Source organism: Gammaproteobacteria bacterium (assembly GCA_021648145.1).
Classification (GTDB): Bacteria; Pseudomonadota; Gammaproteobacteria; order JAADGQ01; family JAADGQ01; genus S141-38.
Map to the genome: position 1 here is coordinate 69,969 of JAKITI010000002.1, position 13,579 is coordinate 83,547.

The window sequence follows — 13,579 nt, forward strand, 5'->3', positions numbered from 1 at the left end:
AATCTACTTAATAACAGTCTCGCTGCAGCTTGTTTTCACTGCAGTGAGATTTTTTATGCCGCGTCATTTAAATTCCCTCTTGTTCTATCACCTGTATAAAGCTTAAAGAAAATGAGCGACTTGCCGCTCTATGCCTTGATAATTTAATTTTAATCTACACCAAGGATAGGAGTGCAATAGGCTTTATGGCAGGGGTATCCTCAATAATAGGTCGCTTTTCAGTACGTACGAAAATCAACCTAATTGTGACATTAATTTTTGTCAGTGTTGTTATGTTAGTGACTATTTTTACGATGCAGCGTACGGAAGAGCGTGTATTGGAGTTAGTGACTGATCATACAAAAAGCATTTCAAATTTTTATTTCGATAGTTTAAATACCATGATGTTGACCGACACCATGGATCAACGTTCTATTTTGCGTAAAAAAATCCTGCAAGACCCTGATGTTTTAGAAGCTCGAGTTGTGCGTGGTCAAACGATCATTGATCAGTATGGCCCTGGTTTACCAGAAGAACATCCTGTCGATGAGTATGATCGGCGCGGACTGTTGGGTGAAGAAATTATGTTCACGGAGCATCGTAATAGTGGCCGTGTGCTAACCGTCTTGACACCTATTCGAGCCACAAGTGATGGTGACACCAATTGCCTGGCTTGCCATAACGTACCTACTGGTACTGTGAATGGATTAGTTAGAGTGAGCTATTCACTTGCTGATATTGATGAAAAAGTGACTCAGGAGATGTGGACTGCAGCGTTTGCAAATTTACTATTGATGGTTTTAGGTTTGTTTTTGGCCAATTTTTTATTACGCCGCTGGATTTCAGAGCCTCTTTCAAATTTAATTAAAGTCGTTAAACGTCGTGCCAATGGAGATAATAGTGCCAGAGCCATTGTGACGAGCTCTGATGAAGTCGGGCGGCTTGGTTTGGCTTTGAATGCCATGTCCGACAAATTAAATGATAGTTTCAAACGTGAACAAGAAGTTGCACAAGAGTTACGCCATAAAGTTGATGTATTGCTTAAAGTAGTGAGCAGAGCCGCTAAAGGTGATTTAGAGACATCTGTTTCTATATCACGGGAAGGTGCTATTGGTGAATTAGGTGCAGGGCTGGAAGCCATGTTGGGCAATTTGCGTACATTGATGGATGAAAGGCGTACCGCAGTTGAAGAGCTAAAAGAAAAAGTCGGAGCAATATTGGATGTTGTTACAAAAGCAGCAGAAGGCGATTTGACTGGAAAAATAACGGTCAATGGAACGGATAGTATTGGCCAGTTAGCGATGGGTGTTCAGCGTATGGTTGATCGTTTGAATGCATTGGTGACACAGGTGCAGCAATCTGGAATTAAAGTGACTTCATCGGCAACACAAATAGCCGCAACGGCTAAACAGCAAGAGGCAACACTCACTGAGCAGGCCGCGACGATTAATGAAATTGTTGCGACAGCAACAGAAATTTCAGCAACAAACAAAGATCTTGTTTTAACTATGGATGAAGTCTCTTCTGTTTCGGAGCAAACTGCAACGGCCGCAAGTAGTGGACAAGAGGGGTTGGCTAAAATGGAAGAGACAATGCGCCAAGTCGTTAATGCCTCAGGGACAATTGCAAATAAACTAGAAGTGCTAAATGAAAAAGCGAATAACATTAACACCGTTGTTACCACAATTACTAAAGTAGCCGATCAAACAAACCTGTTATCCCTCAATGCCGCAATTGAAGCAGAAAAAGCAGGTGAATATGGTGTGGGTTTTGCAGTTGTAGCAACTGAAATTCGGCGGTTGGCTGACCAAACTGCTGGAGCCACTCTAGATATTGAGCAGATGGTGAAAGAAGTTCAAACTGCCGTTTCTGCAGGCGTTATGAGTGTGGATAAATTTTCAAAAGAGGTACAAAACAGCGTCGAAGTTGTAAGCCATGTAGGGCAAGATCTAACGCAAATTATTGAACAAGTTCAAGCGTTGAGTCCAAGATTTGAAAGTGTGCATGAGGGGATGCAATTTCAGGCCCAAGGGGCTGAGCAGATTAAGCAAGCCATCGTGCAGTTAAGCAGTGCGGCCCAACAAACCGTTGAATCACTTCATCAGTCTAACTCATCAATTGATCATTTGAATGATGCTGCGCAGGGCTTGCAACAGGGTGTGAGCCAATTTAAAGTATTAAGTATTCATACAAAAGAATCAGAGGCGAATTAGCTGTGATGCTTTTACTGATTACGATCGGTAATGAACGTTATGGTATTGATGTCTCCCATGTGGTTAAAGTCATTCCGCCCGTTGCGGTTAAAGAAATTCCTTGTAGCCCTGATTACATTGCAGGGCTATTGAACTTTCATGGAACCCCTGTCACGGTTGTTGATATTAACTACTTGTATCTACAGCAACCTGTTTCTATCTATTTAGGCTCTAGAATTATTGTTGTTGATTTGATGCACTCGAAAAAAGAAGAGGGCGCGGAATCTATTTTGTTAGGGGTACTTGCGGAGGGTGTGACGGAGGCGATTCACATTGATGAAAAGTCCTTGGTGAATTCTAAAATTGATATGGCAGACAGGTCATTTTTGAATCAGGTTGTGATGAATGATAAAGAGATCATTCAATTGGTTAATCTCGAAAATTTGATGCCAGACCAATGGAAATCTAAAATTTTACAATCACATACTTTATTGCTTCATGAAACTTTAGAATGATAGTTAATCTAGATGATTTATAAATTAATAGAAACACTATTAAAAGACAAAACAGGATTACATAGTGCCTCTATTGGTTCAGAGTCAATAAAAACCAATATTAAGCGGCGTATGGAAGAGTGCTCTATTATTGATGTTTCTGATTATTATTCATTTATTAGTAAGTCAATAGATGAATTACAGCTGCTGATTAACGAAACAATGGTGCCTGAAACCTGGTTTTTTCGCGATGATATACCCTTTAATTTTTTGAAAAGATTTATCCATAATCAATGGCTTACAGCGGAGAGAAAAAAGAAATTACGCATATTAAATATTCCATGTGCGACAGGAGAAGAGCCATACTCTGTCGCGATGACGCTACTAGGGTGTGGTATGAAGCCGCATCAGTTTTCAATTGATGCTGTGGATATTAATACAGGGGTTTTAGATTATGCAGAAAAAGGTCACTATTCGCAGCACTCTTTTCGTGGAAATGTTATTAATCAGTATCAGCACTACTTTAAAAAAGTAGTGAGCAGCTATCAATTGGATGATGCTGTAAAAAATGCTGTTTCATTCAATTACGGCAATGTTCTTGATGATGATTTCATCAAAAAATCAGGCCGTTATGACATTGTTTTTTGCCGAAATCTATTGATCTACTTTGATGATAAAACTAAAAAAAAGGTTGTTAATCATCTCAGTCAACTATTAATTGATAATGGCGTGTTGTTTGTTGGTTATGCAGATGTTAGTGCGTTAATGAATCAACCCTTTACCCCGGTTTCTTACCCCAGTGCTTTTGCTTTTTATAAACAAGAACCCATTAAATTAAAACCTGTAACTCCGACGATCCAAAAATTTCCTTCCAATAACTCATATAAAAATTCGTTTGCATCACTGAGGAAAGCTGAAAAATTACAGATAAAAAAAATAAAGGGTGCGTATGTGCTTGAGGATGAGGAGGTTATCGAGAGTATTCAGAAATTAGCCGATCAAGGTGAGCTGCATGAAGCAAAAATATTATGTCAGCAATTTTTAGAAAAAAACAGTGTTTCTATCTCTGCTCATTATTTAATGGGGGTGATTCTTGATGTGGAAGGGCTGTGGGCTAAAGCACACGATCTATTTTGTAAAACACTCTATTTAAATCCAAAGCATTATGAGGCACTCACTTATTTGGCTATTTATGCGGAGCGACGGGGTGATTCTACAGCGGCTAAAGTGTACCGCTCGCGTGCGACACGTATTGCTGAGAAAAAAGTATGACTCAGCAATCCAATATGGAAAAAATAGAAAAAAAAGTGAATGATTGTTGGAACCATATTGGTATATGGGGTAGAGAAAAACAACGTTGTTCAGAGTTAAAAAAGGTAATTCATTGTAGGAATTGTAAGGTTTACTCTAAGGCTGGCCGCCATTTATTGGAGCGCGAGCCCCCCAGCGGTTATCTGGATGAGTTGCAAAAAGTAATTGCTAAAGAGCATGAAACTGAGGACTATAAAACAGAATCTATTGTTATTTTTCGCTTGGGATATGAGTGGTTATCATTGCCGACAATATTTTTTAAAGAGGTTATTTGTATGCGTAAAGTGCATACACTACCACATAGAAGGTATGGTAGTTTGAAAGGGCTGGTGAATGTGCATGGGGAACTATTGATATGCATTTCACTCGGGCGCTTATTAGGAATAGATAAGCAAGAAAGAGCGGAAGTAAGTGAAAAAAAGGTATATAAACGATTCATTGTTTTTTCCGGTGACGAGGGACAATATGTATTTCCTGTCAGTGAGATTAAAGGCATTTATCACTACGCGCCCTCAGAAATATATCACGCCCCTTCAACAGCGACATACTGTGCTTCAAGTTATCTCAAAGGAATGCTGGATTTGCATAGTGAAACAGGAGGCAAAAATATATTTCATGTTGGTTGTCTTGATGGCCAAAAGCTATTGAACTCACTGAAAAAAGAGGTGCGTTAGTCTAATGCATGAAGAAGAGTTACATAATTCTTCCATGTTAGACCTGTTCCGTCAGGAAGTGGAGCAACATGCACCCGATATTAGTAATGGTTTGCTGGAGTTGGAGCAAGGGGAACCATCCTCTGAATGTCTGGAATCTTTGATGCGAGCGGCGCACTCTATTAAAGGAGCGGCTCGTATGGTTGGAATTAATGAGGTTGTTGATGTTGCTCATCTAATGGAAGACTGTTTTGTAGCCGTTCAGTCAGGCGAGGTGAACCTGGATGAAAAGGATATTGACCTCTTATTAAATGGCATTGACCTTATTAGCCAGATTTCAGAGTCAAAAATCCCAGCAGACAAATGGGTGGTTGAGCATCAGAGTGAGTATGATGAACTGATGGTTTGCTTAAGAGCATTGATGGTAAAAAAGGGTGAAATGCTGGAGGAGAGGGTTGCCCTAGAGTCAATACAACCCTTTGAAACACCTGACTCCGAACCTAATTCATTACCGAATGAGCTTAGCCTGAGCGATGCATCAATGCTGGAGTTGTTCCAGTTAGAAGTTGAAGAGCACTCCCGTATATTAAGTAGTGGTTTGCTAGAGTTGGAGCAAGGGCAGTCATCATCTAAGTGTTTAGAGGCTTTGATGCGTGCAGCACACTCTTTAAAGGGTGCTGCACGCATGGTGGGTTTAAATGAAGTCGTTGATATCGCACATCTGATGGAAGATTGTTTTGTAGCCTTACAGGAGGGCGGTGCTACTCTGGTTGTTGAAGATATTGATGTTTTATTTAAAAGTATTGATGCCCTCACTATGCACCTTCAAACACCTGAAAATAAATGGCTGGATAATAATAAAAGTGAGTATGAGACACTGCTGCTTTCTTTGCAGAGTGTCAGGCAAAAGCTTGTTAGTGAGGAGCAGAGTCATTCACCTGGACTTATTCAAGCCAAGCCTGAAAAAAGAGAGCCTGATCAAGAGGTAAAGCAGCTACACTCTTTACCAAAAAAAATAAATCCCCCTCCACCTGAAGTGGTGGATGAAGAAGCAGAGGAGGTCACCTCTGTGCTACGGGTGAGCACTGCACAAATTAACCGGCTCATGGGGTTAACAGGCGAGTCAATTGTGCGAGCACGCTGGTTACGACCTTATGTTGAGTCTATGTCCAGGTTGAAACAACACCATGTCAGGTTAGCCCAGCGTCTTGATATGTTGTGGAGTGTGGTGAGTAATACGACGAATGATGAAGAAATTTATGAGTTGTTGCGTGATATCCAAAGCAGAGAAGCGGTGTGTCGCAGAGAGTTAGCAGATCGGATTGCTGCAATGGAAGAGTACGACCGACATGCGACTAACCTTTCTAGCCGATTGCATCAGGCTGTTGTAACAAGTCGTATGCGTCCATTCTCTGATGGTGTGGAAGGATTTCCACGCATGGTGCGTGATGTTGCTCGTTCATTAAATAAATCAGTTAACTTGGAAATAGAAGGAAAAGCCACAAAACTGGATCGGGATATTCTTGAAAAAATTGAAGCGCCCCTGAATCATTTGTTACGTAATGCGGTTGATCACGGTATTGAAATGCCCGAGGTACGAAAAGCATCAGGAAAGCCTGAAAAAGGAGTTGTACGGCTTTCGGCATTTCATCAGGCGGGAATGTTATCCATCGTCATTGAGGATGATGGGGGTGGAATTGATATCGAAAGTTTACGTGCAAAAGTTTTACAGAAGGGAATGGTCGATGAAAGCATGGCCAAAAACCTATCAGAAACTGAATTGTATGATTTTCTGTTTCTACCCGGCTTTTCAACCAAGCAGGATGTCACAGAAATTTCTGGCCGTGGTGTTGGCATGGACGTGGTTCATGAAGTCGTTCAAAAAATGCGGGGGCAAATTCGTGTTTCATCACGTTTAGGAGAAGGAACACGCTTTCATATGCAGCTTCCACTGACACTGTCGGTGATTCCATGTTTGCTTGCTTATGTCTCAGAAGAGCCATATGCTTTTCCATTGGCGCGTATAAAACAGATATTCAAGAAGGATAAAAGCGCTATTGAAAAAATTGAAGGGCATCAATTTATCAATATAGAGGGGCGATCTGTGGGTGTTATCTCTATGGCACAGCTACTTGAATTGCCGGGTGATTTAATATCGAATCAAGAGACGGTTTCAGTTGTTGTTTTAGGCGAAAAGAAGAGTATTTACGGATTAGTTGTCGATAGTTTTATTGGAAAGCGGGATTTGGTGGTGCAGCAGATGCCCAGCCAACTCAAAAAAATAAAAGACATCAGTGCTGCCGCATTAATGGAGGATGGTTCCCCGGTTTTGATCGTGGATGTAGATGATATGTTGTGCTCTATTAATAAGATTGTTAATGGTGGGCAAGTCAGTGCCATCTCCTCAGAGCGTAGAAATAGAGAGGCAGATGAGCATCTAATTAAGCATGTTTTAGTTGTTGATGATTCGATTACAGTGCGGGAAGTTGAACGTAACCTGTTGCTTGCATCAGGCTACCGTGTCGATGTTGCTGTAGATGGTATGGATGGCTGGAACATGGTAAACCAAGGCAGCTACGACTTGGTCATCACCGACATTGATATGCCAAGAATGGATGGTATTGAATTTGTAAAATATATCAAAGGAAACCCCAACACTGCTCATATTCCAGTGATTGTAGTCTCTTACAAAGATCGAGAAGAAGATCGGCTTCGTGGTCTGGAGGCGGGTGCTGACTACTATCTGACTAAAGGGAGTTTTCATGATCACAGCTTGCAAGAAGCGGTTCTGGATCTCATTGGTGAGGCGACAGTATGAGAATTGCCATCGTCAATGATATGAAAATGGCGGTGGAAAGTTTACGTCGGGTATTAAATTTTTCGGGAAAATATGAAGTGGCATGGGTGGCATATGATGGGGCTGAAGCAGTCGAGCGATGTCAAAAAAATTGTCCAGACCTGATTCTGATGGATTTAATCATGCCTGTTATGGATGGGGTTCAGGCAACACGTAAAATTATGCAGTATTCACCCTGTCCAATTTTAGTGGTAACAAGTTCAGTACACCATCATTCGGCGCAAGTCTTTGAAGCGATGGGAGCTGGAGCTTTGGATGCGGTGAATACGCCTGAGCTTGGTTTGAATGGTGATGGGCAAGGGCGAGATGATCTATTAAAAAAAATTGCAACACTTCAAGTCTTGATCAATGCAAAAGATACGCTTCAAGCGAACCCAGCCCGAGTCGTTACAGAAAAGTTTGATGGCTCCAGAGTTAATAATCTTTCTCCATTAATTGTCATTGGTGCATCTTCGGGAGGGCCACAGGCATTGTTGGAAATATTGTCGGACTTGCCTGAAAACTATAACGCTTCAATTTTAGTGGTTCAGCATGTTGATGCTCAGTTTGCGGGCGACCTGGCACGTTGGTTAGATTCACAATGTAAAGTTCATGTTCGGCTGGCAAAATGTGGTGATATTCCAATGTCAGGAACAGTTTTGATTGCGGGAACAGGTGATCATATGATTATGACAGCGGCGGGTAAGCTCAGTTACAGGGCGGAGCCTGTTGATGAAGTTTATCGGCCATCAGTCGATATTTTATTTAATAGTGTTGTCAAAAATTGGAGATCAGAATTAGTGGGTGTATTACTCACCGGCATGGGACAGGATGGTGCGAAAGGTTTGTTGAATTTACGTAAAAGAGGTTGTTATACGATTGCACAAAATCGTGAGAGTAGCGCTGTGTATGGTATGCCAAAAGCGGCTATCGAAGCAGGGGCTGCTGTAGATGTATTGCCTGTTGAAATGATTAGTTCGGCATTAATGAAAAGGAGCAATGGTGGATAACAATACGCAAGAGAAGGTGCCTGGGCCGCGAGTTTTTTTAGTGGATGACCAACTGATTGTTGCAGAAGGTATCAGGCGTATGCTGGCAGAAGAGAGTGATATTGATTTTCATTACTGTCAGGATTCAACGGATGCGATCAATGCTGCTGAAAAATACCAGCCGACAGTCATTCTACAGGATTTGGTGATGCCAGATATTGATGGTATGACGCTGTTACGTCTTCTAAATAAAAGCCCGGCGACATCAAAAGTGCCGGTGATTGTTCTTTCGAGTAAAGAAGACCCAAAAATAAAAAGTGAGGCTTTTGAAAACAGCGCGGCAGACTACCTGGTTAAACCCCCTGAAAAAATTGAATTGATTGCTCGGATTCGAGCTCATTCACGTAGCTATATGGCACATCAAGCATTAGATGTGGTGCATAAAGAGTTAAAAGAAAAAAATGCTGAGTTAGAGCGAATATCATTAGAAGATGGTTTGACAGGTATATCTAATCGCCGCAGCTTTGATCTATTTTTACAAAAAGAGTGGGATCGTGCCATTCGTGATAAAACAAATATTGGACTGGTCATGATCGATATTGATCATTTTAAGGGGTATAACGATCACTATGGGCATCAAGGAGGGGATGATTGTTTGCGTCAAGTGGCCAGTGCGCTGGCCGAGGTTGTGGGGCGACCTGGAGATATGGTTGCACGCTATGGTGGTGAAGAATTTGTGGTTGTATTGCCCAATACTGATATTCAAGGGGCAGGCTTGATTGCAGAAAAATTACGCCAAAAAGTGGAAAATTTAGCTTTGCCGCATAATTATTCGGCAACGGCCAATTATGTGTCAATTAGCTTGGGTGTTGCTGGAGTGCTGCCTACTGATAGTGTACCTGATGAATTAATTAAGCTGGCAGATAACGCACTGTATGAAGCTAAGGAGTCGGGGCGTAATCGGTATTGTTTGGCAAAATAATCTGTATTGCTAAATACAGAAAGCAATATTGGCTTTTAAAAAACGGGGCAGAAATCCTTTTTCTGGTGACCCTCTTCCTTGGTTTCAACTTCAAATGATAAACGTCGGCCATCTTGAAGAAGTTTTCTAAATTGACTTTCCGGCAGTGGCTTGCTGAATAAAAAACCTTGGATATGGTCGCACCCTGTATTTTTCAAAAATAACAGTTGATTATTGGTTTCTACACCTTCAGCAATCACATCAAGTTTCAAACTGCGAGCCATGGCAACAATCAATGAAGTAATGGCTTCATCGTCGGAGTCAATGGTGAGGTCACGTATAAAAGCACGGTCTATTTTTAATGTATCGATGGGAAAACGTTTTAAATAAGCCAGAGACGAATAACCAATGCCAAAATCGTCAATTGCAACTCTGACCCCCATTGCACTGATTGCTTTTAAAGAGTCAATGGTTGTTTGAATGTTATGCATGATCGTACTTTCGGTAATCTCAATCTCTAGCAGATGAGGTTTTATACCTGCTTTTTGCACGACTTGTTTTATCGTATCCACTATGCCAGGCCTAACAAACTGGCGGCTTGACAGGTTGACTGAAATACGCAAATTTTGAAACGACCCACTGCTTTGCCAATCTTTAAGTTGATTACATGCTGTTTTTAATACCCACTCACCCACTGGAATAATTAAATCAGTCTCTTCAAGGGTCGGGATAAAATCTGCCGGAGAGACAAGGCCAAGTTTAGGGTGTTGCCATCGTAATAGAGCTTCAGCCCCAAAGATTTTTCCATCACTCAGATCAACTTGTGGTTGATAATGGAGTAAAAATTCATTCTTATCTAATGCAAGTCTTAAGCTATTTTCGAGCATCATTCTCTGATAGGACTTTTCATTCATCTCTATTTTGTAAAATTGATAGCTATTTCGCCCCTCTTCTTTTGCTTTATACATCGCAGCTTCGGCATTACGCTGCAATATAGAGAGCTCTGTTCCATCGGTCGGATATATGCTGATTCCCGCACTGCTCGTGATGTATATTTCATGGTGCGTTAGATTGAAAGGCTTACTTATATTTTCAAGTAATTTTTTTACGATCTGATGAATATCGTCTGCTTTGCCAATACTCTCCAATGTTATTGCAAATATATCACTTGATAGACGTGCAATAGAATCACATTTTCTAAGGCAGTCGGAGAGTCGCAAGCTGACTTCTTGAAGTACCTGATCACCTGCTTCATGACCCAAAGTCTCATTGATTTTTTTAAATTGATCTAAATCAATGACTACGAGAGCCATCTGTTTATTGTCTCTTTTGGATCGGGTGATGGCCTGGTGTAGCCTGTCCATAAAAAGGTTGCGGTTCGGGAGCTCGGTGAGATCATCATAATTGGCCAAATGATACAGGCGATTTTCAGCTCGCTTTCTTTCACTGATATCACTGAATGTTATAACTGCGCCCTCAATATTACCACTATTCTTTATAGGGTAGGATGAGTACTCCACGGGAAATGAGGAGCCATTTTCACGGTACATTTGTTCATCATCAACGGTGCACCCTTGTCCGCTTAAAAATAGGCTGGAAATACGTGATTCATGAAGTGGAAGGCATTGACCATCCGGTTTTTCCTGGCACATTAATTTAATGATCTCTTTTCCTAAAAGTTCATCTTCTGTGCGTTCCAGCATTTTTTGTGCAGACTTATTAGCAAAGGTACATTTTCCAGTCGCATCAATAGAGATGATTCCTTTGTCAGTTGAATCAAGTATGAGCTGCATGTTTTCTTCGCTCAAGGGGGTCTCCTTCGGGGGCTGCTGCATTGGTATATGCACTTTTGTTTCTTGAGTGTTCCGTCAAGAGGAGTATCGACAAAGGGTAGGAGATCTTTATTATTAATAACTTTTAAGTTTGAGCTGAAACCAGTGAAGCTATGGCCTCTATAAAGTCCGGTCTACTATTAAGTGCTGGAATATAATGATATTTTTCACCACCTGACTCAATAAAATATGCTCTGTTTTCCACAGCAATTTCTTCGAGAGTTTCCAGGCAATCAGCACTGAACCCTGGGCAGACAAGATCAAGGCTTTTGATGCCACTTTGAGCGAGCTTTTTAAGTGTTTCGTCAGTATAGGGTTTTAGCCATTCTGCTCGGCCAAAGCGTGATTGAAATGTCACAACCCACTGCTCTTTGGGCAGCTTAAGCTGCTCTGCAACGCTTTGTGCTGTTTCCAGGCACTCATCATAATAGGGGTCGCCCTGAGTGTGGTGGTGTTTGGGGCAACCATGAAAAGAGAGTACTAATTTTTCTGCTTGACCGTGTTTTGCCCAATGCTCCTGGATTGAATTGCATAATGCACTGATATATTTGGGGTGGGTGTGGTATCGGCTGATAAATTGCAGGTGAGGCAGGTTACGCCAACTTTTGAATGTATTCGCGATTTCATCGAAAGTCGATGCCGCTGTTGTGCATGAATGTTGAGGGTATAACGGTAAAACAATAATGCGCTTTACTCCATGCTGCCTAAGTTTTTCGAGGGCAGAAGGGATGGATGGATTGCCATAACGCATTCCGAGTTCAACTTTGACTGTATCTCCCAGTTTTTTTTGCAGCGCATCTTTTTGTGCTTGGGATATGACAAGTAGAGGTGAGCCTTCATCCGTCCATACTGATTTGTAAAGTGCTGCGGAGCGACGCGGACGTGTACGCAAAATAATGCCGTGCAAGATCAGCCACCAGGGGATGCGTGGTATATCAACAATGCGCGGATCCCATAAAAACTGCTTTAAGTAACGACGTACTGCTTTAGGGGTGGCCGCATCAGGCGTTCCTAAATTAGTGATTAAAACTCCCACGGATAAATTTTTATTGTGTGTTGAGTTACTATTTATTTTAGTCATGAGCGCTTGGTTTAAATATTAATAAAGTTTTGATTTTGGAGTATCATTCACAATGTGAGTTGATCAATGCCTCTGTTGGCCAGTTCATCTGCTTTTTCATTTTCAGGGTGTCCAGAGTGCCCTTTGACCCACAGCCACTCAATTTCATGGATGCTTGTTGCGGCATCAAGACGGCGCCATAAATCATCATTTTTAACAGGCTTTTTATTGGCCGTTTTCCAACCACGCTTTTTCCAGTTGACAATCCACTGGCTAATGCCATCTTTGACATATTTTGAATCCGTGGTCAGTTGTACGTGACAGGGTTTTTTGAGTGATTCCAGACTCATGATGGCCGCCATGAGTTCCATGCGATTATTGGTTGAGTGGTTTTCACCGCCAAAAATCTCTTTTTCATGGCCGTTATATTTTAATATGGCTCCCCAGCCCCCTGGGCCAGGGTTGCCACGACATGCGCCATCAGTAAAAATTTCAACCATAGAATTCACTCTTTATTATCTGTTTTGTAATTTCTCAGTGTTGGCTGAGTCAGGCTTGAAGCCAGTGCTTTTTGTGGCCACCAACGAGGTTTGATCGGTGTGTAGGTGATCACTCGTTTTTTTACAACTAACATATATGCACCGCCGCATTGAGGGTACCAACGCGCACCTGTTGATTCGAGAATTTTCAGGTTTTGCATTATTTTTTGTTGCTGAAGGGGGGGGCGAAAGCAGTAGTTGTGTTGTTCGATAATATCAAAACCTACTTCTTTCAGCCATTGTTTAATGTGAGATACTCCGTGAAAGTGGCCACACCAAGGGGCATTCGTTTTTTGTTTTGAAAATACTTGCCACAGTCCGAGCAGGCTATACGGGTTAAATCCGCAGATAACAACGTGCCCTTCAGGAATCAATATTCGGTCTATTTCACGCAAAATTAGGTCGGGCGATTGCGTGAGTTCAAGAGTATGATGAAGCAGTACAACATCAATTGTATCGGTGGTGATAGGAAGTGCATCATAGCGGCCATAGACATTAATCGCTTTATCGGGGTGCTTTGTATCAGTAGATAGAGTTGTGTGATGCTTAATCTGGCTGGCTTGACGCAAGTCCCTGCTCGTTAAATGTTCAATTTGAAGTAGCTCGTAACCGAATAGTTTGGAAAGAGCTTCATCAATTAATATCTGCTCTGTTTCCAGTACATGCTGGCCAATGGCGCTGGAGTACCAGCGTCGCATTTTTTGCAGCATTAACAGTTCAGACATCGGTTTAT

General features: G+C 41.6%; 10 protein-coding genes and 2 pseudogenes. 8 read left to right on the plus strand and 4 right to left on the minus strand.

Going from position 1 to position 13,579, the window contains the following annotated elements; translation table 11 throughout:
* Window positions 1–773: 773 nt before the first annotated feature.
* The 8 genes and pseudogenes from L3J70_01550 to L3J70_01585 all read left to right on the plus strand — a co-directional run bounded on the left by L3J70_01550 (window position 774) and on the right by L3J70_01585 (window position 9,436).
* Window positions 774–1,079, plus strand: a pseudogene (locus L3J70_01550) (HAMP domain-containing protein).
* Between the two features lie 114 nt (window positions 1,080–1,193).
* A pseudogene (locus L3J70_01555) lies at window positions 1,194–2,192 on the plus strand (methyl-accepting chemotaxis protein).
* A 5-nt stretch (window positions 2,193–2,197) separates the two neighbouring features.
* Window positions 2,198–2,686 (plus strand): chemotaxis protein CheW, encoded by a 489-nt coding sequence (locus tag L3J70_01560; GenBank protein ID MCF6235056.1) that lies wholly within the window; start codon window positions 2,198–2,200, stop codon window positions 2,684–2,686.
* Window positions 2,687–2,698: 12 nt separating this feature from the next.
* Window positions 2,699–3,937 (plus strand): hypothetical protein, encoded by a 1,239-nt coding sequence (locus tag L3J70_01565; GenBank protein ID MCF6235057.1) that lies wholly within the window; start codon window positions 2,699–2,701, stop codon window positions 3,935–3,937.
* Entirely contained in the window at window positions 3,934–4,650 is a 717-nt protein-coding gene (locus L3J70_01570) for a chemotaxis protein CheW (protein ID MCF6235058.1), read from the plus strand. The genes L3J70_01565 and L3J70_01570 overlap by 4 nt, the downstream gene beginning before the upstream one ends.
* A gap of 4 nt (window positions 4,651–4,654) precedes the next feature.
* Complete coding sequence (locus L3J70_01575) at window positions 4,655–7,447, plus strand: hybrid sensor histidine kinase/response regulator (GenBank protein MCF6235059.1); 2,793 nt, start codon at window positions 4,655–4,657, stop codon at window positions 7,445–7,447.
* Complete coding sequence (locus L3J70_01580) at window positions 7,444–8,475, plus strand: chemotaxis response regulator protein-glutamate methylesterase (protein MCF6235060.1); 1,032 nt, start codon at window positions 7,444–7,446, stop codon at window positions 8,473–8,475. The genes L3J70_01575 and L3J70_01580 overlap by 4 nt, the downstream gene beginning before the upstream one ends.
* Before the next feature lie 79 nt (window positions 8,476–8,554).
* Window positions 8,555–9,436 (plus strand): diguanylate cyclase, encoded by an 882-nt coding sequence (locus L3J70_01585; protein ID MCF6235061.1) that lies wholly within the window; start codon window positions 8,555–8,557, stop codon window positions 9,434–9,436.
* 35 nt (window positions 9,437–9,471) lie between these two features.
* Here the strand turns inward: L3J70_01585 and L3J70_01590 are convergent, their stop codons facing one another.
* The 4 genes from L3J70_01590 to L3J70_01605 all read right to left on the minus strand — a co-directional run bounded on the left by L3J70_01590 (window position 9,472) and on the right by L3J70_01605 (window position 13,571).
* Window positions 9,472–11,223, minus strand: a complete 1,752-nt coding sequence (locus L3J70_01590; protein MCF6235062.1) for an EAL domain-containing protein — start codon at window positions 11,221–11,223, stop codon at window positions 9,472–9,474.
* Between the two features lie 109 nt (window positions 11,224–11,332).
* A complete protein-coding gene (gene hemH, locus L3J70_01595) occupies window positions 11,333–12,328 on the minus strand; it encodes a ferrochelatase (protein MCF6235063.1) in 996 nt (331 codons plus the stop codon).
* Between the two features lie 47 nt (window positions 12,329–12,375).
* A complete protein-coding gene (gene rnhA / locus L3J70_01600; GenBank protein MCF6235064.1) occupies window positions 12,376–12,807 on the minus strand; it encodes a ribonuclease HI in 432 nt (143 codons plus the stop codon).
* 5 nt (window positions 12,808–12,812) lie between these two features.
* The gene (locus L3J70_01605) at window positions 12,813–13,571 is read right to left on the minus strand and encodes a class I SAM-dependent methyltransferase (GenBank protein MCF6235065.1); all 759 of its coding nucleotides are present in this window, start codon (window positions 13,569–13,571) and stop codon (window positions 12,813–12,815) included.
* Between the last annotated feature and the right edge of the window lie 8 nt (window positions 13,572–13,579).

Bases quoted from the DNA above. Each gene is read 5' to 3' on its own strand.
- L3J70_01585 (MCF6235061.1), top strand. From the start codon at position 8,555: ATGCTGGCAGAAGAGAGTGATATTGATTTTCATTACTGTCAGGATTCA.
- L3J70_01560 (MCF6235056.1), top strand. From the start codon at position 2,198: ATGCTTTTACTGATTACGATCGGTAATGAACGTTATGGTATTGATGTC.
- L3J70_01580 (MCF6235060.1), top strand. From the start codon at position 7,444: ATGAGAATTGCCATCGTCAATGATATGAAAATGGCGGTGGAAAGTTTA.
- L3J70_01605 (MCF6235065.1), bottom strand. From the start codon at position 13,571: ATGTCTGAACTGTTAATGCTGCAAAAAATGCGACGCTGGTACTCCAGC.
- hemH (MCF6235063.1), bottom strand. From the start codon at position 12,328: ATGACTAAAATAAATAGTAACTCAACACACAATAAAAATTTATCCGTG.
- L3J70_01575 (MCF6235059.1), top strand. From the start codon at position 4,655: ATGCATGAAGAAGAGTTACATAATTCTTCCATGTTAGACCTGTTCCGT.
- L3J70_01570 (MCF6235058.1), top strand. From the start codon at position 3,934: ATGACTCAGCAATCCAATATGGAAAAAATAGAAAAAAAAGTGAATGAT.
- L3J70_01565 (MCF6235057.1), top strand. From the start codon at position 2,699: ATGATTTATAAATTAATAGAAACACTATTAAAAGACAAAACAGGATTA.
- rnhA (MCF6235064.1), bottom strand. From the start codon at position 12,807: ATGGTTGAAATTTTTACTGATGGCGCATGTCGTGGCAACCCTGGCCCA.